The 20,055-nt window shown below is 67.6% G+C and carries 17 protein-coding genes and 1 pseudogene; 14 read left to right on the top strand and 4 right to left on the bottom strand.

Features of this window, described 5'->3' with window-relative positions:
• The first annotated feature begins 27 nt into the window (after positions 1-27).
• The 11 genes from metK to I8J34_RS11815 all read left to right on the top strand — a co-directional run bounded on the left by metK (position 28) and on the right by I8J34_RS11815 (position 10,741).
• Positions 28-1,194, top strand: a complete 1,167-nt coding sequence (gene metK / locus I8J34_RS11765; RefSeq protein WP_214361600.1) for a methionine adenosyltransferase — start codon at positions 28-30, stop codon at positions 1,192-1,194.
• A 120-nt stretch (positions 1,195-1,314) separates the two neighbouring features.
• Positions 1,315-2,196 (top strand): DMT family transporter, encoded by an 882-nt coding sequence (locus I8J34_RS11770; RefSeq protein ID WP_214361601.1) that lies wholly within the window; start codon positions 1,315-1,317, stop codon positions 2,194-2,196.
• Between the two features lie 66 nt (positions 2,197-2,262).
• Positions 2,263-2,871 carry a histidine phosphatase family protein gene (locus I8J34_RS11775; protein WP_230411805.1) on the top strand — a complete coding sequence of 203 codons (609 nt, stop codon included), beginning with the start codon at positions 2,263-2,265 and terminating at the stop codon, positions 2,869-2,871.
• Positions 2,872-2,928: 57 nt separating this feature from the next.
• Positions 2,929-3,249 (top strand): heavy metal-binding domain-containing protein, encoded by a 321-nt coding sequence (locus I8J34_RS11780; protein ID WP_214361602.1) that lies wholly within the window; start codon positions 2,929-2,931, stop codon positions 3,247-3,249.
• A 10-nt stretch (positions 3,250-3,259) separates the two neighbouring features.
• Complete coding sequence (locus I8J34_RS11785) at positions 3,260-3,817, top strand: DinB family protein (protein ID WP_214361603.1); 558 nt, start codon at positions 3,260-3,262, stop codon at positions 3,815-3,817.
• The gene (gene ruvC / locus I8J34_RS11790) at positions 3,814-4,368 is read left to right on the top strand and encodes a crossover junction endodeoxyribonuclease RuvC (protein WP_214361604.1); all 555 of its coding nucleotides are present in this window, start codon (positions 3,814-3,816) and stop codon (positions 4,366-4,368) included. The genes I8J34_RS11785 and ruvC overlap by 4 nt, the downstream gene beginning before the upstream one ends.
• A gap of 2 nt (positions 4,369-4,370) precedes the next feature.
• Positions 4,371-4,646: a hypothetical protein gene (locus tag I8J34_RS11795; protein WP_214361605.1), complete on the top strand. Its 276-nt coding sequence runs from the start codon at positions 4,371-4,373 to the stop codon at positions 4,644-4,646.
• Positions 4,647-4,739: 93 nt separating this feature from the next.
• On the top strand, positions 4,740-5,528 hold the full coding sequence (locus tag I8J34_RS11800; RefSeq protein ID WP_214361606.1) for a (Fe-S)-binding protein: 789 nt from the start codon (positions 4,740-4,742) through the stop codon (positions 5,526-5,528).
• A gap of 1 nt (position 5,529) precedes the next feature.
• Positions 5,530-6,939: a LutB/LldF family L-lactate oxidation iron-sulfur protein gene (locus tag I8J34_RS11805; RefSeq protein ID WP_214361607.1), complete on the top strand. Its 1,410-nt coding sequence runs from the start codon at positions 5,530-5,532 to the stop codon at positions 6,937-6,939.
• Positions 6,936-7,580, top strand: coding sequence for a LutC/YkgG family protein (locus I8J34_RS11810; RefSeq protein ID WP_214361608.1), 645 nt, complete (start codon positions 6,936-6,938; stop codon positions 7,578-7,580). Before I8J34_RS11805 ends, I8J34_RS11810 begins: the two co-directional genes overlap by 4 nt.
• A 227-nt stretch (positions 7,581-7,807) precedes the next feature.
• Positions 7,808-10,741 carry a hypothetical protein gene (locus tag I8J34_RS11815; protein ID WP_214361609.1) on the top strand — a complete coding sequence of 978 codons (2,934 nt, stop codon included), beginning with the start codon at positions 7,808-7,810 and terminating at the stop codon, positions 10,739-10,741.
• A 96-nt stretch (positions 10,742-10,837) separates the two neighbouring features.
• Here the strand turns inward: I8J34_RS11815 and I8J34_RS11820 are convergent, their stop codons facing one another.
• Positions 10,838-11,728, bottom strand: a complete 891-nt coding sequence (locus I8J34_RS11820) for a LysR family transcriptional regulator (RefSeq protein WP_214361610.1) — start codon at positions 11,726-11,728, stop codon at positions 10,838-10,840.
• A gap of 102 nt (positions 11,729-11,830) precedes the next feature.
• On the opposite strand from I8J34_RS11820, the gene I8J34_RS11825 reads away from it, so the two are divergent.
• The 3 genes from I8J34_RS11825 to I8J34_RS11835 all read left to right on the top strand — a co-directional run bounded on the left by I8J34_RS11825 (position 11,831) and on the right by I8J34_RS11835 (position 14,228).
• The gene (locus tag I8J34_RS11825) at positions 11,831-12,613 is read left to right on the top strand and encodes a GDSL-type esterase/lipase family protein (RefSeq protein ID WP_214361611.1); all 783 of its coding nucleotides are present in this window, start codon (positions 11,831-11,833) and stop codon (positions 12,611-12,613) included.
• Positions 12,610-13,602 (top strand): aldo/keto reductase, encoded by a 993-nt coding sequence (locus tag I8J34_RS11830; RefSeq protein WP_214361612.1) that lies wholly within the window; start codon positions 12,610-12,612, stop codon positions 13,600-13,602. Before I8J34_RS11825 ends, I8J34_RS11830 begins: the two co-directional genes overlap by 4 nt.
• A gap of 173 nt (positions 13,603-13,775) precedes the next feature.
• Positions 13,776-14,228, top strand: a complete 453-nt coding sequence (locus I8J34_RS11835; protein WP_214361613.1) for an Lrp/AsnC ligand binding domain-containing protein — start codon at positions 13,776-13,778, stop codon at positions 14,226-14,228.
• A gap of 44 nt (positions 14,229-14,272) precedes the next feature.
• On the opposite strand, the gene putA is transcribed toward I8J34_RS11835, so the two are convergent.
• The 3 genes and pseudogenes from putA to I8J34_RS11855 form a co-directional block, all read right to left on the bottom strand.
• Entirely contained in the window at positions 14,273-17,947 is a 3,675-nt protein-coding gene (gene putA, locus I8J34_RS11840; protein WP_214361614.1) for a trifunctional transcriptional regulator/proline dehydrogenase/L-glutamate gamma-semialdehyde dehydrogenase, read from the bottom strand.
• A 70-nt stretch (positions 17,948-18,017) separates the two neighbouring features.
• Positions 18,018-19,523, bottom strand: a pseudogene (locus I8J34_RS24665) (alanine/glycine:cation symporter family protein).
• A gap of 54 nt (positions 19,524-19,577) precedes the next feature.
• Positions 19,578-20,009, bottom strand: a complete 432-nt coding sequence (locus I8J34_RS11855; protein WP_214361616.1) for a universal stress protein — start codon at positions 20,007-20,009, stop codon at positions 19,578-19,580.
• Positions 20,010-20,055 lie beyond the last annotated feature (46 nt).

The following is a 20,055-nucleotide window of genomic DNA, read 5'->3' on the forward strand; positions in this document are numbered from 1 at the left end:
GGATTTTGTTTCTGGAGCACCCGATTCATGGCCAATGCCTTCCTGTTTACTTCGGAGTCCGTCTCCGAAGGCCATCCCGACAAAGTCGCCGACCAGGTGTCGGACGCGATTCTCGACGCCATCCTGGCCGACGACCCGCACGGCCGCGTCGCCTGCGAAACCCTGGTGTCGACCGGTCTGGTCGTCATCTCGGGCGAGATCACCACCAGCACGCACATCAACTACCGCGAAGTCGCCCAGGACACCATCCGCCGCATCGGCTACGACGACTCGTCCTCCGGCTTCGACTACAAGTCCTGCGCCATCCTCACCGCCATCAACCGCCAGTCGGCCGACATCGCGCAAGGCGTGAATGAAGGCGAAGGCCTGGACCTCGACCAGGGCGCCGGCGACCAGGGCCTGATGTTCGGCTACGCCTGCAACGAAACCCCGGCACTGATGCCGCTGCCGATCTACTACGCGCACCGCGTCATGCAGCGCCAGGCAGAGCTGCGCAAGGACGGCCGCCTCACTTGGCTGCGCCCGGACGCCAAGTGCCAGCTGACCGTCAAGTATGTGGATGGCAAGCCGGTCGCGATCGACACCGTGGTGGTGTCGACCCAGCACCATCCGGACATCTCCCATGCCCAGCTGTCCGAGGCGGTGATCGAGGAGATCATCAAGCCGGTGCTGCCCAGCGAGATGCTCGGCGAGAAGGTGCGCTACCTGATCAACCCCACCGGCCGCTTCGTGGTCGGCGGCCCGCACGGCGACTGCGGCCTGACCGGCCGCAAGATCATCGTCGACACCTACGGCGGCGCGGCCCACCACGGCGGAGGCGCCTTCTCGGGCAAGGATCCGTCCAAGGTCGACCGCTCGGCCGCCTACGCCGGGCGCTACGTGGCCAAGAACATCGTCGCCGCCGGCCTGGCCGACAAGTGCGAGGTGCAGATCGCCTACGCCATCGGCGTGGCCCAGCCGGTGTCGCTGATGGTCAACACCTTCGGCACCGGCAAGATCGAGGAAGACCACATCGAAGCGCTGGTGCGCCGCCACTTCGACCTGCGTCCGAAAGGCATCATCCAGACCCTCGACCTGCTGCGCCCGATCTACGGCAAGACCGCCGCCTACGGCCACTTCGGCCGCGACGAGCCGGAGTTCACCTGGGAGGCCACCGACAAGGCCGCCCAGCTGCGCGCCGACGCCGGCCTGTAAGCAGCGCTGCATCCGGCATGACGAACCCCGCCCGCGTGGCGGGGTTTTTCGTTGACTGGCCCGGTCGCCCCGAGCCGATGCGTTCCGGGTCAAACCCCGGCGCTTGCGCAACAATGCCGCATGAACCCTCGCGCCCAAGCCTTCCTTCCCCTGCTCTTCGTCCTGCTGTGGAGCACCGGCTTCATCGGCGCCAAGCTCGGGCTGCCCTACGCCGAACCGCTGACCTTCCTCAGCACCCGCTATGTGCTGGTGATCGCGGTGATGCTGGCGGTCGTCATCGTCAGCCGCGCTCCGTGGCCGCGCAGCTGGGGCGCGACGGCCCACATCGCCGCCACCGGCCTGATGGTGCACGGCCTCTACCTGGGCGGCGTGTTCATGTCGATCAAGCATGGCCTGCCCGCCGGCGTGACGGCCCTGGTCGTGGGCATGCAGCCGCTGCTCACCGCGGTCGGCGCCGGTGCGCTGCTGGGCGAGCGCGTCAGCCCGCGCCAGTGGCTGGGCCTGGTGCTCGGCTTCGTCGGGGTGGCGCTGGTGGTCGGCGGCCGCGCCCAACTGGGCCTGCCGGCCGGCGACCTATGGCACATGATCTGGCCGGCGCTGGTGGCGCTGCTCGGCATCACCGCCGGCACGCTATACCAGAAGCGCCACTGCCCGAGCTTCGACCTGCGCACCGGCAGCGTCATCCAGTTCGTGCCGGCGCTGCTGCTCACCGCATTGGTCGCCGCGCAGACCGAAACCCTGCATATCGAGTGGCACGGCCGCTTCATCTTCGCCCTGCTGTGGCTGGTGCTGGTGCTGTCGGTCGGCGCCATCAGCCTGCTCAACCTGCTGATCCGCCAGGGCAGCGCCACCCATGTGGCCAGCCTGTTCTACCTCACCCCGCCGGTGACCGCCATCATCGCCTGGGCGCTGTTCGACGAGACCCTCTCGCCGATGGCGATCGTCGGCATGGCCGTGGCCGTCAGCGGTGTGTGGCTGGCGCGCCAGCGCAGCGCACGCTGAACCTTCCGTCCGCGGTCGCGCTCATAGAGGTTCGAGACCGCGCGACCCAGGACGGAGGAAACACCGATGATCCACCGCTGCCGGAACCGGCTGCGCCGCGCACTGATGCAGGTCGCCGCCCTTTGCATGCTGCTCGGCCTGACGCCGGCCGCCTTGGCCGACGACGCCCTCGTCGACGCACTGCGCCGGGGCGGCTTGGTAGTGCTGGTGCGGCACGCTGTCACGGTGCCGGGCCTCGGCGACCCGCCGCAGTTCCGGCTCGGCGACTGCGCGACCCAGCGCAACCTCTCCGAGGCCGGCCGGGAGCAGGCGCGCGCCCTGGGCCGCTGGTTTCGCGATCAGGGCATCTCGGTGGGCGAGGTGCGCAGCAGCCGCTGGTGCCGCTGCCTGGACACGGCCACCCTGGCCTTCGGCGATACGCATCCGGTCTCGCCCTGGCCGCCGCTCGACTCGTTCTTCGAGGCGCGAGAGCGCGAGCCCGCTGCCACCGCGGCCGCGCTGGCCGGCCTCGCCGAGCCGGTGGCCGGCAACCGCATCTGGGTGACGCACCAGGTCAACATCACCGCCCTCAGCGGGGTGTTTCCGGCCAGCGGCGAGATGGTGGTGATGCGCCCGGCGCGCACCGCGGACGGCGGCTGGCGCCTCGAACTGCTCGGCCGGCTGCACCCCGCCTGACCGGCAACGGCGCACGGCGGTAGAATCCTGTCATCGCGCCCCTCGGAGACCTCGATCATGCTGATGAGCACCACCCCCACCCTCGAAGGCCAGACCATCACCCGCTACCTGGGCGTCGTCAATGGCGAAGCCATCATTGGCGCCAACATCTTCAAGGACATGTTCGCCGCCGTGCGCAACGTGGTCGGTGGTCGCGCCGGGGCCTACGAGCGCACCCTCGCCGATGCCCGCCAGATCGCCTTCGACGAAGCCGCCGAGGCCGCGGCCAGGCTCGGCGCCAACGCCATCGTCGGCATCGATGTGGACTACGAAGTGCTCGGTGCCGACAACGGCATGCTGATGGTGTGTGTCAGCGGCACCGCCGTGGTCGTCGGCTGAGCGCAGGGCCATGGACCGCATCGCCCATGTGCGCAGCATGGCGCACTACAACCGCTGGATGAACGAGCGCCTCTACGCGGCCGCCGCCACGCTTGACCACAAGGCCCTCTACGACGACCGCGGCGCCTTCTTCGGCTCGCTGTTCGGCACGCTCAACCACATCGTGATCGCCGACACGATCTGGCTCAAGCGCTTCGCCACCCACCCGGCCTGCCTCACGGCACTGGCCCCGCTGCGCGACGAGCCGATGCCCGCCGGGCTCGACGCACCGCGCTGCCCCGACCTGCCAACGCTGACCGAGCACCGCACCAAGCTCGACGCCCTCATCCACGACTGGGCCGGCACACTGACCGAGGCCGACCTCGATGTCGCGCTGCCGTACAAGAACATGCGCGGCGTACCGGCCACGCGCAACTTCTTCGCCCTGCTGATGCACTTTTTCAACCACCAGACCCATCACCGCGGCCAGGCCACTACCCTGCTCTCGCAGTCCGGCGTCGACATGGGCGCGACCGACCTGCTACTGCTGATCCCCGACCTGACCGACCCGCCGGTCGCCACCCCGTGAACGGCACCGCCTCGGCCATCACCGCCACCCGCATCCTCGGGCTCGACCCGGGCCTGCGGGTGACCGGCTTCGGCGTCATCGACACCCTCGGCCAGCAGCTGCGCTATGTGGCCAGCGGCTGCATCAAGACCCAGGATGGCGAGTTGCCCGGCCGGCTCAAGACGCTGCTCGACGGCGTGCGCGAAGTCATCACCACCTACCAGCCCGACCAAGTGGCGGTCGAGAAAGTGTTCGTGAACGTCAACCCGCAATCCACCCTGCTGCTCGGTCAGGCCCGCGGCGCGGTGATCTGCGGCGCGGTGTCCTGCGATCTGCCGGTGCTCGAATACACCGCGCTGCAGGTCAAGCAGGCCGTGGTCGGCCATGGCAAGGCGCACAAGGACCAGGTGCAGCACATGGTCCAGCGCCTGCTCGAGCTGTCCGCCGCGCCGCAGGCCGACGCCGCCGACGCGCTGGCCTGCGCCATCTGCCATGCGCATGGCGGGCTGGGGCTGGGGGCGCTGGCCACGGCGGGCATGCGCCGACGCGGTGGGCGCATCAGCGCGCGATAGCCGTGTTCAAGCGACTGCTTTATTCCGTCCTCAGCTGCGCCCTCAGCGCCTTTGTACTGTGGTGGCTGTTCGTTGAAATTGCCATTCACCATGAAATGGTCAGTACCAATACGCCGACACGTGAAGCGCTCGGGGACGACTTCGGTTTCGGCATATTGATTGGACTGGTGGTTTTTCCGCTCACTTTGCTCGGCAGCGTGCTCATCGGCATCGTCACTTGGCTCCTCCTGCGAAAGCGCGCCATCCGCCTGCATGAATCTGCCTCACCCCCGCCCTGAAAAGCTTTCGCTTGTGGCGGGCCGGATGCACTGACTACTATCCATGCACGATGCGACCGCCCCGCGCGCCGTCGCGCACTCTGGAGGTTCCCGATGTCCGACACCCCCGTCACGCCGCGCCCCCGCGTCGGCCTGTTCGCCACCTGCCTGATGAACGCCATGCGCCCGAGCATCGGTTTTGCCAGCGCCAAGCTGCTCGAAGATGCCGGCTGCCATGTGAGCGTGCCCGCCGCACAAACCTGCTGTGGCCAACCCGGTCTCAACAGCGGCGACGAAGACGGCGCCCGCGCGCTGGCCAAGCAGGTCATCGAAGCCTTCGAAGATTTCGACTACGTGGTCGGCCCCTCCGGCTCATGCATGGCCACCATCCGCCACGACTACCCCGGCCTGTTCGCCGACATGGCCGACTGGCGCAACCGCGCCGAGGCGCTCGCCGCCAAGAGCCACGAGCTGCTGTCCTTCCTCACCGATGTGATGGGCGTGACCGAGGTCGACGCCGAGTATCAGGGCACCATCACCTATCACGACTCCTGTAGCGGGCTGCGCAGCATGGGCGTCAAGGGCCAGCCGCGCCAACTGCTCGGCAGCGTGAAAGGGCTGACCATCAAGGAGATGGAAGACACCGAGGTGTGCTGCGGCTTTGGCGGCACCTTCTGCGTCAAGTACCCCGAGATCTCCGAGAAGATGGCCGACGACAAGCTGGCCAATGCCGCCGCCACCGGCGCCGACACGCTGCTCGGCGGCGACCTCGGCTGCCTGCTGCACCTGGCCGGACGCCTGCGCCGCAAGGGTTCGCCGGTGCGCGTCTATCACACCGCCGAAGTGCTGGCCGGCCTGGCCGACGGCCCGAGCCTGGGCGAAGCACCGAAAGAGGGCCGCTGACATGGAATTCCGCTCCCCCGAGTTCAAAACCCGCGCGGTACATGCCCTGCATGACGTCAACCTGCAAAAGGCGCTGAGCAACACCAAGGCCGGTTTCGTGGTCAAGCGCGCCCAGGCCGCCGAGGAAATGCCCGAGTTCGAGGCGCTGCGCGACACCGCCCGCGACATCAAGGACCATGTCCTCAACAACCTCGATCACTATCTCGAGAAGTACGAAGCCGCGGTGACCGCCGCCGGCGGCCATGTGCACTACGCCGCCGACGCCGAAGACGCACGCCGCATCATCCTCGGCATCTGCAAGAAGGCCAACGCCAAGCGGATCACCAAGGGCAAGTCGATGGTGTCCGAGGAGATGGGCCTCAACGAAGCGCTGATCGCCGACGGCTACGAGGTGGTCGAGACCGATCTGGGCGAGTACATCATCCAGCTCGCCGACGAGCCGCCCTCGCACATCATCGCCCCGGCCATCCACAAGACCAAGGACCAGGTCGCCGACCTCTTCGCCGCCGCCCACAACAAGCCGCGCAAGACCGACCGCGCCGCGCTGGTGGCCGAAGCGCGCGAAGTGCTGCGCGAGAAATACTTCAGCGCCGAAGTCGGCATCACCGGCGGCAACTTCCTGGTGGCCGAAACCGGCTCCTCGGTGATCGTCACCAACGAAGGCAACGGCGACCTGACCCAGACGCTGGCCAAGGTGCACATCGTCACCAGCGGCATCGAGCGCGTGATCCCCACGCTCGACGACCTCTCCGTCTTCCTGCGCATCCTGGCGCGCAGCGCCACCGGCCAGGAGACCGAGAGCTACACCACCTTCTCCACCGGCCCGCGCCGCGAAGGCGATGTCGACGGCCCCGAGGAATACCACGTGGTGCTGCTCGACAATGGCCGCTCCAAGATGCTCGGCAGCCGCTTCCAGGACATGCTGCGCTGCATCCGCTGCGGCGCCTGCATGAACCACTGCCCGGTGTACGGCTCGATCGGCGGCCATGCCTATGGCTGGGTCTACCCCGGCCCGATGGGCTCGGTGCTCACCCCGCTGATCAAGGGCATGGACGGCACCTACGACCTGCCCAACGCCTGCACCCTCAACGGCCGCTGCAAATCGGTGTGCCCGGTGCGTATCCCGCTGCCCGACCTGCTGCGCGAAGTGCGGCACCAGCAATACCGCAAGAACATGACGCCCAAGCGCCAGAAGCAGGCGCTCAAGCTGTGGCGCTACGTGGCCGAGCGGCCCAAGCTCTACCACTTCGCCGAGCGCATCGGCGTGCGCATCCTGGCCAGCATGGCCAACGGCAAGGGCAAGCTGCGCTCGCTGCCCTTCGACCCCGGCTGGACCGGCGCGCGCGACCTGCCCGCCCCCACCGGCCGCACCTTCCTCGAACTGTGGCAAGCCAAGCGAGGCGACCAATGAGCAGCCGCGACACCGTTTTCAACGCCATCCGCCAATCCCTCGGCCGCGGCCCACTCGACGAAGCGGCGCGCCGCAAGCTCGACGCGCGCATCGCCGAACCGCCGCAGCATGTCCGCGCCACGGTGGACGATGCCGACCTGATCGCCCGCTTCGCCCAGCGTTTCGAGTCGCGCGCCGGCACCACCGAGCGCATCAATAGCCTGGCCGACGTGCCCACTGCGGTGGCCGCGCTGGCCGAGCGCTACGGCATCGCCCCATCCGCGGTGGTCGGTACCGCCCTGGGCGAGCTGACCTGGCCCGAGGGCTGGCAGATCGACCACGGCGCCGCCGGCATCGAGGTCATGCTCGGCGTCTCGCTCGCCTGGCGCGGCATCGCCGAGACCGGCAGCATCCTCATGCTCTCCGGCCCCGAGCGCCCGATCACCCACAACTTCGTGCCCGAAACCCATGTCGTCGTGCTGCCGGTCGAGCACATCGTGCGTCACTACGAAGACTGCTGGGTGGCGCTGCGCGAACGCGACCAGGGCACCCCGCGCGCCATGAACTTCATCTCCGGCCCCTCGCGCACCGGCGACGTCGAACAGACCATCGAACTCGGCGCCCACGGCCCGCGGCGGATGCATGTGTTGATTCTGGGGTAACACCAGCGCGCGTCGGTCGGGCGCATCGCCGCCCATCCGACGCTGCGCACATCGCAGGGCGGATAAGCCGCAAGCGCATCCGCCGCTCCAACGGAGCTTGCTGGCAGAATTCGTCGACTTCCGAATGTGACGGAATCCGAAGCAATGTCGCGGCGCCATGACGCACGGAATATCCATGGCATATCATCGCGTCACTCCAACGACACGAGCGCCGCGCGAGGTCTGCGATGCCCATTACTGCAGCAGTTCATCGAACACTCGACGGTTTTCATCGAGGTATCCATCCGCCCTGCGGCCTTGCATACCAAACCGCGCTCAACCAGGTTGGCCTCGATTACACCATCGGCAGCCTGAGGCGTATTGACCGGCTGCTGGCTCAGCTCCGCGAGCGCACCCAGGCCGACGATTCATCGTTCATTGCCCATCCGGCAAAGCGCGAGTTCCTGCTGGTTCTTGCCTCCTATCTTGGAGAGACTTTTGCGCGCTATCTGAATACGCAGTGCACCTGGCTCTCCCAAGACGAATTCGCAGCCCATTTGCCGGCGGAGTTCGTTTCGCGCCTGGACAATTCCTTTGTGTCGTCCCGTGGATGCGTCATCGACGCCCACGGCGTCCTCTTGCCCCTCCAGGTCTTGACGCATGTGCTCTTCCGCCAGGGCCCCCAACAAACACTGACCGGCTTTTTTGATGAGTTCATTGGCGGGCTCTCAACGCTGCCGCGCCTTGTCCGCGAAGACACAGCACCTGGTCGAAACGATGACGGCGCAACGGCCCAAGCCGCCCGCCGCCTCGGCCATCTGATGGGCGCCCATGCAGGAATGATCTGCAGAAGAGTCCTGGAGTTCGGAGAGCGCGCAGCCCCCCAACTCATGGCCGAATTCGAATCGGGTCATCGGCAAACGGTGGAGCGTCCCGACACATCACCGCAAGACGCAATTGCGGCTTTTCGAAACCGTCTAGCGACGCCGGACAGCGGCCAGATCGCCGCGTCGGTGGCGTTTGATGCATGCATCAACCTTCCCAAGTTCAGAACAGACTGCCTGGCCGTTGAAGCGTCCGGGTTTCTTCCCACGGTTCGTTGCACGCTTGCTCTACCGTATCGGCACGGGGACAACCACGCGGGATTCGCGCTGTACTCGCCTCTGGTCAAGGAGACCGACCTCAGTGATGCGCATTTACGTCATCTGGCGGCAGGCTTCTTTGATGGTCTGGCATCGATTCGCGCAGAAGGTCGCACAGCGTTGCGCTTTGCCGACGAAGACTCGGCGGCTAGCCTGGAAGCACAGTACGCCCAGGGACTAACGCGCCGCCCCGGCGCCGACCCGGATCCGTTCTTGGACCTCAACAACGGAGATCGTGAGAGACGGATACGCCAACTCAATCCGGCAGAACAGGCCTGCCTCAGCATCCAGCGCCCCGACTGGATGAACCGACATCCGCTTCGCGAGTTGCTTGATCTGGCACCTGCCTTGTATGCGGAGGGCCGCGTTGTCTGGGCCTCCGTTGTACAAGCCAACAAGCTCCTCTATGCGCCCGGCCATGAGGGACACCCGGCCGTACTCGTCTATGACCCCGATGGGCTGACCCCTTCCTACAAGCTGGGGGACGCGGCTTCGACGCTGTTTTCCGCCCGTCGCGAACTGCAGACCCTGCGCCAGCAGGAATCCGCTGATCCCGCGTTGCTAGCCATCGCCGAATGGCTCGAGGACGAGGCAGCGCCCGGAAGCGGCATTCTCGTCCCAGACACTGGCGACTACGCGGGCCTGCTGGTGTCGTGGACGTTCTTCGATCGAAATCAGCTGCCGACAGAATGTCTGATCGATCGCCATGTCCCCTGCATTGTCAGCCGAACAGATCCGGGCAAAATCCTACCGCTGCCCTGGCCCCTATGGCCCGATTCAAGCCTCGCCTTGTGGCGACGAGCAGATGAAGAAAAACGGCTGCGAGAATGGGCGGAGGCCAGAAACACGTTTCTTCAACAGCTACCGCCTCATGACGACGCGCTTGAGGCGGAGCTGATCCGCTACGCCCAAGAAGGAATGCCGCCGGAGGAGATGTCGGCGGTACTACAGTGGTCGGGAACGGGATTGCGTATGCACATGCACCCCAACCCAGCAGAATGGGAGTGCGGCCTTGCGTTCCGGCTAGCCAGCCATGCCGAACACCTTTTGGCGCATGTCGAGCACGCATGGGCCAGCCACAATGACCTGCTCGTCCCCCAAGCCCGCGCCGGATTTGCCGCGCGCTATGTGGCCCTCACAATGGAACTGCACCGGATGTCGCTCAATGAGCGGCGCAAGGTTGTTGGCAACGCGTTTTTGCTCTCGGCTGACGAATTCATGTTTGCCGCTCTGGGGTATACCGTGGGCTGCGAAGAGCATGCCTTGCGGGCTGCACGCATGCTGCTGAGAGCAATGCAGACGTCGCCCCAGTGGTTTGAACCAGGGCTTTCGCCCACCGCGGAAGCCTGCGCGCGCGTCCTTGCCGATCAACTCGGACAGCCATTCCCTGAGCACGTGCCGACAACACCCCGCGGGGCGCTGCTTGACTTGGCAAGCAACCGCTCTTGGCATGTACTCAACACAGACGATTTTCACAAGCAACTAGCGGCAGCCTGCGACGAATACACGTCGATTGCCAAACAAGGACCGTTCCGCTTCTTCCCTGTCCCATTGATGCTGATGCTCAAGCTGCGCGCCGGGCAAGATACGCAAAGCCAGGCGTGGATGACGTTCACGCATGCCGCGATTGTGCAGATTCCATCCCGATGGCCCGCCCCTGCAGCCCTTGCCGAAGCCATGTCCGAGACAGTGACGAACGTGACTCGGCGCGCCACTGCGAAAGGGTATTCGGAAGGGAGAGTCGAAGCATCCATATGTGGCGGTCCGCCAAGCGGAGAAACGCCTTCTCCCATACCCGACAACATGAAGGACATCGACATCGGCAGCTTTCTGGAAACGGGCGACCAGCCGCTGACGCAAGACTACCAATCGTTTCGCGTCATGGTGCTCTGCATTGCCACATGCCTGTTTGCACTGCTCGTTCTCCTGACGGATCGGGCGGAGTCAGCATTGGCTACAAAGGCGGCGCTGCTGATATTTGCCGTCTTTGGCGGATCGGCGATCTACTTTGGTCGCCGCTGGACAAGCTCTCGCCAGTAGCGCACGACTGCGTTACGGGCTATGGCATCGTCCGGCGGGCCTCTGAGCGGGCTGCCGGACGCGTGAATACCGGCGGATACGTTTCGCTTATCCGCCCTACGACATCTCGCGGGCGTAGTCGACGAAGGCCCGCAGCGGCGCCGGCATCTGGCGCCGGCCCGGGGTGTAGAGAAAAAAGCGCTCCGGCGGCGGCATCCAGTCGGCCAGCACGCGCTGCAGCCGGCCGGCCGCCAGCTGCGGTGCAATCAGCGCATCGGCCACATAGGCCAGCCCCAGCCCGGCCTCCGACGCGGCGATCACCGACGCATCCTCGTTGAACACCGGCCCGGCATCGAGCGACACCGACTGGCGCTGCCCGTCGCGCTCGAAGGCCCAGCGGAACAAGGCCCCGCCGGGGAAGCGCTGGCGCACGCAGGTGTGATCGAGCACCTCGGCCGGCACCCTCGGCAGCCGGCGACCGGCGAGATAGACGGGCGAAGCGACCACGCTGAAGCCAGTCGCCGGCCCGATCGGCAGCGCCACCATGTCGGCCGCCAGCTGCTCGCCGAAGCGGATGCCGGCATCGAAGCCGCCGGCGACGATATCGGCCAGCGCATCGTCGGCCACCACCTCGACCTCAATCTGCGGATAGCGCGCCAGAAAGCCCGGCAGCAGCGGCATCACCACGATCGGCATGGCGATACGCGGCACGTTCAGGCGCAGCGCGCCGCGCGGCGTGTCGCGAAAGGCGTTGAGCTCGTCGAGCGCCTGGGCGATATCGCTCAGCGCCGGGTGGAGCCGGTCGAGCAGGCGCGCACCGGCCTCGGTGGGCATCACGCTGCGGGTGCTGCGGTTGAGCAGGCGCACGCCGAGGCGCTCTTCAAGCGCGCGCACCGCATGGCTCAACGCCGAGGCCGACACCCCCATCTCGTCCGCCGCCCGGCGGAAGCTGCGCTGCCGCGCCACGCTGGCAAAGGCGGCCAGTTCGCCATAGTCGCTGCGTTTCATTGCTGAATTCTACTCAACGCTGCATCAATCAATGCATGGATTGTTTGCACAATCGATCCGCGCCATCCTGCCGGACATCCCGACATCGCCGAGAACGCCGCCATGCCTGCCCTCTTCCGCCGCCTCATCCATGGATTTTTCCTGCTCGCCCTCGCCACGCTGCTGCAGACGGCCCATGCCGACCACCTGCCGCGCGTGCTGGTGTTCGGCGACTCCAACAGCTGGGGCTGGATCGCCACGCCACAGGGCTTGCCGACCCGGCGACTGGACGACGACACGCGCTGGCCCGGCGTGCTCGCTGCCGCGCTGGCCGGCCAGGCGCGGGTCGGTGTCGACGCGCTGTCCGGCCGCACCGTGGATGTCGACTACCCCGAGCCGCTGGTCGGCCTGCCCGGCTCGCTGTTCAACGGCAGCCGCAGCCTGCCCGAAGCCCTGGCGCGCGAAACGCCGCTGGATCTGCTGATCGTGATGCTCGGCACCAACGATCTGCGCAGCGACCTGGGCCGCACGCCCGAGGCCATCGCCCGCGGGCTGCACACGCTCATCGCGCAGACCCGCGACGTCGGCCACGGCGTGGCCACGACCTATGCGCCGCCCAAGGTGCTGGTGGTGATCCCGCCGCCGCTGGGCGATGTCGCTGCCACGCCGCTGCGCGCCTTCTTCGGCGGCATGGAAGCCAAGTCCCGCGCGCTCGCACCGGCGGTGCGACGCACCCTGGCAGACACCGATGTGCGCATTTTCGACGCCGCCGAAGCCACCGGCGCCCTGGCCGGCGTCGACGGCGTTCACCTCACCGCAGCCCAGCATGCGATGCTGGGCCAGGCCCTGGCGCCGCTGGTGCGCCGCGCGCTCGACCTCCCCGCCCCACAGGAGACCGCACGATGATCCCCACCCGTACCCTCGGGCCCGACGGCCCCACCCTGTCCGCGCTCGGCTTCGGCTGCATGGGCATGTCGGAGTTCTACGGCCCGAGCGACGACGCCGAGTCGCGCCGCGTGCTCGAAGCCGCCGTCGAGGCCGGCATCCAGATGTTCGACACCGCCGACACCTACGGCCTCGGCCACAACGAGCGCCTGCTCGCGCCGCTGATCGCCGCCCATGGCGCGCGCATCTGCGTGGCCACCAAGTTCGGCATCGCCCGCGAGCCGGGCCAGTACGCACGCAGCATCAACAACCAGCCCGACTACATCCGCCGCGCCTGCGACGCCTCGCGCGCCCGGCTCGGTGTCGACACCATCGATCTCTACTACTGCCACCGCCGCGACCCGGCGGTGCCCATCGAGACCTTGATGGAGACCCTGGCCGCGCTGGTGGCCAAAGACAAGGTGCGCGCCATCGGCCTGTCGGAGGTGAGCGCCGACACCCTGCGCCGCGCCGCCGCCATCCATCCGGTGGCCGCGGTGCAGAGCGAATACTCGCTGTGGAGCCGCGAACCCGAGCGCGGCCTGCTCGACGCCTGCCGCGAACTGGGCACCACGCTGGTCGCCTACAGCCCGCTCGGCCGCGGCTTTCTCACCGGCACGCTGGCCTCGACCGACGCCCTGGCCGAGGACGACTTCCGCCGCCGCAGCCCCCGTTTTGCCGACGCGGCCATGGCGCACAACCGGCGCCTGGTGGCCGCGCTGGGCGACTTCGCCGCTGCGCGCGGCGCCACGCCGGCGCAGATCGCGCTGGCTTGGCTGGTGGGCAAGCAGCCGAACGTGATACCGATCCCCGGCACCCGCAAGATCTCGCGCCTGCAGGAGAATCTGGCCGGCGCCGCGCTGACCCTGAGCGCGACCGAGATCGCCGAGCTCGACGCCCTGTTCGACCCGGCCGCCGTGGCCGGCGAACGCTACCCCGAGGCCGGCTGGGCCGGCATCGAGCGGACGTAGGACGGGTTTCAACCCGCCAATCGCTCTGGCCGACACCGATGGCGGATTGAAACCCGCCCTACGGCGTCAGAATCTCAACGGCCCGTTTCGCTTGAAGCCATTCGCACTTCGGTCTAAAAGACGTATCACCTACGTTGAACAGGAGTGCCAGGCGAATCGCCTGCATCAGCCCCATGGACCGGATCGATCTGAAGATACTGGATGAGTTGCAACGCGATGCCCGGCTGTCGGTCGTCGAGATCTCGCGTCGCGTCGGCCTGACCAAGACGCCGTGCGCCGAGCGCATCCGCCGGCTCGAAAAGAGCGGCGTGATCCGCGGCTATCATGCCGAGCTCGACCCCGAGGCGATGGACGTGAGCCATGTGGTGATGGTGCAGGTGCTGCTCACCTCCACCACCGCGCAGGACCTCAAGCGCTTCAACGAGGGGGCGCGGAAGATCCCCGAGATCGAGTCCTGCCACATGATCGCGGGCGATTTCGATTACCTGCTCAAGGTGCGCACGCGCGACATCGCCGCCTACCGCCAGGTGATGGGCGACAAGATCTCCGAGTTGCCCTGCGTGCGCCAGACGCACACCTATGTGGTGATGGAAGTCGTCAAGGACGCGCACACCCTGCCGATCTGAGCGGCGGCGGGCGCGCGGTCGTGCCGCGGCGCCCGCCGCCTGGCTTAGGCCCCCATCGTCATCAGACTGGCATTGCCGCCGGCGGCGGCGGTGTTGATGCTCAGGGTGCGCTCGTGCACCAGACGGGCCAGGTCGTACTCCGGCTCGGCCCGCACCAGCGGGCAGATCGGGCCGTCCCGGCCGGCCAGGCGCTGGCGCCAGCTGTCGGCGTCGGCATCCTTGCCGTCGAAGAGCACGGCATCGACGCCTTGCTCGAGCCAGTCGTCCTCGACCGACACCCACTGGGTCATCGGCTTGGGCAGCAGGCCGACCAGCGCCCGCGTGCTGGCATTGGCCGCAAAGACGATGCGGTTGCCGCTGGCAGCGGCGGCCAGCATCTGGTGCACCCGGGCCACCTGGTTGGTGGCCACGCCGGCCAGGCGGCCGCGCGGCACGAAGCGCAGGCTGTTGTCCTCGCCGGTGGGGCCGGGCAGGTCGAGCTTGATCCCCGACAGTCGCCGCGCCCGATAGGCATCGGCACGGTCGCGCAGCACCTGCACGTCGTCTCCCTCCAGGATGGCGCGGCCGACACCGTCGATCCACTCGAGCAGCGCCTGGAAGGGCGCCGGATCCTCGCCCGCCGTCTGCGGGCCGAGCGCGGCGCCCGGGGTGCGGCGCAGCAGGCGGTGCAGATACAGCGGCCCGCCGGCTTTCGGGCCGGTGCCCGAGCGCCCCTCGCCGCCGAAGGGCTGCACGCCGACGACGGCGCCGATCATGTTGCGATTCACATACATGTTGCCGACATGGGCGCGCTCCGCGATGCGCTCGATGCATTCGTCGATGCGCGAATGCACGCCCAGCGTGAGGCCGTAGCCGGAGGCGTTGATCTGCTCGACCACCTTGTCGATGTCGCGCGCCTTGAAGCGCAGCACATGCAGGATCGGGCCGAACTGCTCGCGCGTGAGCTCGGCCAGCGAGCCGATCTCGATCACCGTCGGCGCCACGAAGGTGCCCTTGGCGCAGGCCTCGCCGAGCGGCATGCGGGTCACCCGCGCGCCTTTTTCCTGCATGGCGGCCACATGGCGCTCCAGGTTGGCCTGCGCCTCGGCGTCGATCACCGGGCCGATGTCCACCCGCACATCGGCGGTGTTGCCCACCGACAGCTCGCGCGTGGCGCCGGCCAGCATCTCCAGCACATGGTCGGCGATGTCCGCCTGCAGACACAGCACGCGCAGCGCCGAGCAGCGCTGGCCGGCGGAGTCGAAGCTGGAGGCCACCACGTCGGCCACCACCTGCTCGGGCAGCGCGGTGGAGTCGACGATCATCACGTTCTGCCCGCCGGTCTCGGCGATCAGCGGCACGTCACCGCCGCGCGCGGCGACCTCGCGGTTGATGATGTTGGCCACGTCGGTGGAGCCGGTGAACATCACCCCGCGCACCCGCGCGTCCTTGACCAGCGCGGCGCCCACGGTTTCGCCGCGGCCGGGCAGCAGCTGCAGCACCGCGTCGGGCACGCCGGCCTCGCGGAACAGGCGCACCGCGGCGGCGGCGATCAGCGGGGTCTGCTCGGCCGGCTTGGCGAGCACCGGGTTGCCGGCAGCCAGTGCCGCGGCCACCTGGCCGGTGAAGATGGCGAGCGGGAAGTTCCACGGGCTGATGCACAGCACCGGCCCGACCGAGCGATGCGTGCCGTTGTCGAAGCCGGCGGCCTGGGCGGCGTAGTAGCGGCAGAAGTCGACCGCTTCGCGCACCTCGGCCACGGCGTTGGCCCACGACTTGCCGGCTTCGCGCACGGCCAGGGCGATCAGCGCCGGCCCGTCGCGCTCCATCAGGTCGGCCACCCGCGCGACGATGTCGGCCCGCTCGGCGGGAGCGCGCATGGCCCAGTCGTCGGCCGCGGCATCGGCGGCCGTCAGCGCGGCTTCGACATCGGCCGCCTGCGCTTCGAGCACGGTGCCGACGATGTCGCCATGGTCGGCCGGGTTGCGCACCGGCTGCGCCGCGTCGGCGCCGCCGGCCGGCAAGGCATCGGCCAGCATCGGCGCGGCCTCGAAGCGCCGGCCGGCGCTCTTGGCCAGCGCCTCGGCCAGGCGCGCGCGCACGGTTTCGTTGGACAGGTCGAAGCCGGCCGAATTGCGCCGTTCGGCGCCGTAGAGCTCGGCCGGCAGGGGAATCTTGGGATGCGGCGCACCGCCCAGGCGGGCGGCCTCTTCGACCGGGTCGGCGACCAGCTCCTCGATCGGCACGTTCTCGTCGACGATGCGATTGACGAAGCTGGTGTTGGCGCCGTTTTCCAGCAGCCGGCGCACCAGGTAGGCGAGCAGGGTCTCGTGGCTGCCCACCGGCGCGTAGATGCGCACCAGGCGGGCGATCTCCGGGTTGCCGACGACCTGGTCGTAGAGCGGCTCGCCCATGCCATGCAGGCACTGGAACTCGTAGCTGCCCTTCTGGTAGCCGTCGCCGGCCATGTGCATGATCGCCGCCAGACTCTGCGCGTTGTGGGTGGCGAACTGCGGGTAGATGTGCTCGCGCGCGTCGAGCAGCTTCTTCGCGCAGGCGAGGTAGGAGACGTCGGTAAACACCTTGCGGGTGAACACCGGGTAGCCGTCCAGCCCGTCGATCTGGGCGCGCTTGATCTCGGCATCCCAGTAGGCGCCCTTGACCAGGCGCACCATCAGCCGCTGGCCGCTGCGTTCGGCCAGATCGATGATGGTGTCGAGCACATAGGGCGCACGCTTCTGGTAGGCCTGCACCACAAAGCCCAGCCCGGCCCAACCGGCCAGGTCGTCGTCCAGGGCCAGGGCTTCGAGCAGGTCGAGCGACAGCTCCAGCCGGTCGGCCTCTTCGGCGTCGATGTTGAGGCCGATGTCGAAATCTCGGGCCAGCACGCACAGGCGCTTGACGCGGTGGAGCAGCTCCTTCATGACGCGGTCGGGCTGCGACCACACATAGCGCGGATGCAGCGCCGAGAGCTTGATCGAGATGCCGTTGCCGTCGACCACGCCGCGCCCCTTGGCATTCTGGCCGATGGCCTGGATGGCGCCGACATAGGCGTCGAAATAGCGGTTGGCGTCCTCGGCCGTCATGGCCGCCTCGCCGAGCATGTCGAAGGAGTAACGGTAGCCGCGCTTCTCGGCGGCCTTGCCGCGCTGCAGGGCTTCGTCGATATCGCGGCCGGTGACGAACTGCTCGCCGAGCATGCGCATGGCCAGATCCATGCCTTTGCGGATCAGCGGCTCGCCGCCGCGCTGCATCAGGCGGGTCAACGCGGTGCCGAGGCTCTGCTCGCTGCTGGTGGCCACCAGCCGGCCGGTCACCAGCAGGCCCCAGGTGGCGGCATTGACGAACAACGAGGGGCTGTTGCCCAGGTGGGCGCGCCAGTCGCCGTCGGACAGCTTGTCGCGGATCAGGCGGTCGGCGGTGGCTTTGTCGGGCACGCGCAAGAGCGCCTCGGCCAGACACATCAACGCCACCCCTTCCTGGCTCGACAGCGAGAACTCCTTCATCAGCGCGTCGACACCGCTGGAGCGGCTGCGGTCGCCGCGCAGGCCGGCGACCAGCCGGGCGGCCAGCGCCTGGACCTTGTCATGCAGCGCCGGGTCGAGGCGCGCAGCCGAGACCAGCGGCGGCACGCAGTCGGGCTCGGGGCTACGGTAGTGGGCGGTGATGCGCCGGCGCAGCTCGCTGCGCTCGGCGGCGGGCAGTGCGGCGGTAGCAGGGTTGATCGCGGGGGTTTTCATGAGAAGGAACTCCAGTCTTGCCCGGCCGGGCTCGGGGCGCCGGCCGGGATGCTTCGAAAGGCAAATGCGCTCAGCGGAACCGCTTGATCTCGCCTGACGCCAACTTGGCCTGGTATTGCGCCAGCTCGCGCCGGACCACCGGCAGCAGCATGTACAGGCCGATCACGTTGGGAATGGCCATGGCGAAGATCATCGAGTCGGAGAAATCGATGACTGGCCCAAGGCTCATGCTGGCGCCGATGATCACGCAGATGCAGAAGAACAGCTTGTAGATGTTCTCCACCGTCTTGTTCTCGCCGAACAGGTAGGTGGTGGCCTTCAGACCGTAGTAGGACCACGAGATCATGGTCGAGAAGGCGAACAGCACCACCGCCAGCACCACCGGGAACCACGGGAAGGCCGTCTCGAAGGCCGCCGAGGTGAGCTCGACGCCGGTCAGGCCGGAGTCCAGCGTGCCGCTGACGACGATCACCACCGCCGTCATGGTGCAGATCACCACGGTGTCGATGAAGGGCTCGAGCAGCGCGACATAGCCTTCGGTGACCGGCTCCTTGGTGCGCACCGCCGAGTGGGCGATGGCTGCCGAGCCGATGCCGGCCTCGTTCGAGAACGCCGCCCGTTTGAAGCCCTGGATCAAGGCGCCGAGGATGCCGCCGGCAACGCCCTCGCCGGTAAACGCGCCGGAGACGATCTGGCCGAAGGCCCAACCGATCTTGTCCTAGTTGGAGATCATGATGACGATGCCGGCGCCGACATAGATGGCCGCCATGAAGGGCACGATCTTCTCGGTGACATGGGCGATCGACCTGAGGCCGCCGATGATCACCATGCCGACCACCACCGCCAGCACCAGGCCGATCAACCAGCCCTTGTCAGCGAAAAAGCTCATCTCGCCGCCGGTGACGTTGGCAATCTGCTTGGCCGCCTGGTTGGCCTGAAACATGTTGCCGCCGCCGATCGCACCGCCGATGCAGCACACCGCGAAGATCGCCGCCAGCACGCGGCCCAGCCCGGGTTTGCCGAGGCCTTCGAAGCCGCGCGAGAGGTAGTACATCGGGCCGCCGGAGATGGTGCCGTCCGGGTTTTCGCGGCGGAACTTCACGCCCAGCGTGCATTCGGTGAACTTCGAGGCCATGCCGAGCAGGCCGGCGAGGATCATCCAGAACGTGGCGCCCGGGCCGCCGATCGACACCGCGACCGCCACGCCGGCGATGTTGCCGAGCCCGACGGTGGCCGACAGCGCGGTGGTCAGCGCCTGGAAGTGCGACACCTCGCCCGCATCATTGGGATCGGCATAGCAGCCGCGCACCAGGTCGATCGAGTGTTTGACGCCGCGCAGCTGGATGAAGCCGAAGTAGATCGTGCAGATGGCGGCGGCCGTGATCAGCCAGCCGACGATCAGCGGAAAGGACACATCGCCGATCTTGACGGAGTAGAAAATGATGCTGGTGATGAAATTGGATACCGGCGCCACGGCGGTGTTGATGGCTTCGTCGATGCCACTGCCCTCCTGGGCATGGGCGAGCAAGGGGGTCAGCGCAGCCATGAAGGCCGCGCCCAGCTTGACGTTAGACATGGTGTTGTCTCCTTGATTTTTATGCGTGAGGCACGTCGGTCCGGCGTACGCGCCTTACGGCACGACGGTGACCGGTACCGGCGAGGCCTGGATCAGCGAAATGCCCAGCGTGCCCATGAAGCGGGCGGCCAGATTGGACGTGCCCTTGCGGCCGACGACGATGATCGACTCGGGATGCTTGCCGGCGATCTCGCACATGATCTCGGCCGGATCGCCGTACTGGACATCGCTGCTCACGTTCAGCCCGCTGGCGCGCAGTTTCTCGCACACCGGATTCACCACCGACTTGGCGCGCTCCACCTCCTTCTCGCGCTCCTTGTGTCGTTCGGCAATCTCTTCCATGGTCAGAAAGCTGTAGGGCGACCACTCCAGCACATGCACCAGCAGCACCGCAGCGCCCCGGCCCTTGGCGGCCCGGGCGGCGAAATCGAGCGCGCGCTTCGAGGGCTCGGTGCCGTCGTATCCGACGATGAACGTCTTGATCATGATGTGACTCCTCATGTTGGGTGAGAGCCGAACCCTGCCTGCGGCG

The organism is Denitromonas iodatirespirans (genome assembly GCF_018524365.1).
Taxonomy (GTDB): domain Bacteria; phylum Pseudomonadota; class Gammaproteobacteria; order Burkholderiales; family Rhodocyclaceae; genus Nitrogeniibacter; species Nitrogeniibacter iodatirespirans.

Excerpts from the sequence above, each read along its gene's own strand:
- I8J34_RS11835 (WP_214361613.1), top strand. The coding sequence starts at position 13,776 with ATGGACCGGATCGATCTGAAGATACTGGATGAGTTGCAACGCGATGCC.
- putA (WP_214361614.1), bottom strand. The coding sequence starts at position 17,947 with ATGAAAACCCCCGCGATCAACCCTGCTACCGCCGCACTGCCCGCCGCC.
- I8J34_RS11775 (WP_230411805.1), top strand. The coding sequence starts at position 2,263 with ATGATCCACCGCTGCCGGAACCGGCTGCGCCGCGCACTGATGCAGGTC.
- I8J34_RS11770 (WP_214361601.1), top strand. The coding sequence starts at position 1,315 with ATGAACCCTCGCGCCCAAGCCTTCCTTCCCCTGCTCTTCGTCCTGCTG.
- I8J34_RS11805 (WP_214361607.1), top strand. The coding sequence starts at position 5,530 with ATGGAATTCCGCTCCCCCGAGTTCAAAACCCGCGCGGTACATGCCCTG.
- I8J34_RS11825 (WP_214361611.1), top strand. The coding sequence starts at position 11,831 with ATGCCTGCCCTCTTCCGCCGCCTCATCCATGGATTTTTCCTGCTCGCC.
- I8J34_RS11780 (WP_214361602.1), top strand. The coding sequence starts at position 2,929 with ATGCTGATGAGCACCACCCCCACCCTCGAAGGCCAGACCATCACCCGC.
- I8J34_RS11800 (WP_214361606.1), top strand. The coding sequence starts at position 4,740 with ATGTCCGACACCCCCGTCACGCCGCGCCCCCGCGTCGGCCTGTTCGCC.
- I8J34_RS11820 (WP_214361610.1), bottom strand. The coding sequence starts at position 11,728 with ATGAAACGCAGCGACTATGGCGAACTGGCCGCCTTTGCCAGCGTGGCG.
- I8J34_RS11810 (WP_214361608.1), top strand. The coding sequence starts at position 6,936 with ATGAGCAGCCGCGACACCGTTTTCAACGCCATCCGCCAATCCCTCGGC.
- I8J34_RS11815 (WP_214361609.1), top strand. The coding sequence starts at position 7,808 with ATGCCCATTACTGCAGCAGTTCATCGAACACTCGACGGTTTTCATCGA.
- I8J34_RS11830 (WP_214361612.1), top strand. The coding sequence starts at position 12,610 with ATGATCCCCACCCGTACCCTCGGGCCCGACGGCCCCACCCTGTCCGCG.
- I8J34_RS11855 (WP_214361616.1), bottom strand. The coding sequence starts at position 20,009 with ATGATCAAGACGTTCATCGTCGGATACGACGGCACCGAGCCCTCGAAG.
- metK (WP_214361600.1), top strand. The coding sequence starts at position 28 with ATGGCCAATGCCTTCCTGTTTACTTCGGAGTCCGTCTCCGAAGGCCAT.
- I8J34_RS11785 (WP_214361603.1), top strand. The coding sequence starts at position 3,260 with ATGGACCGCATCGCCCATGTGCGCAGCATGGCGCACTACAACCGCTGG.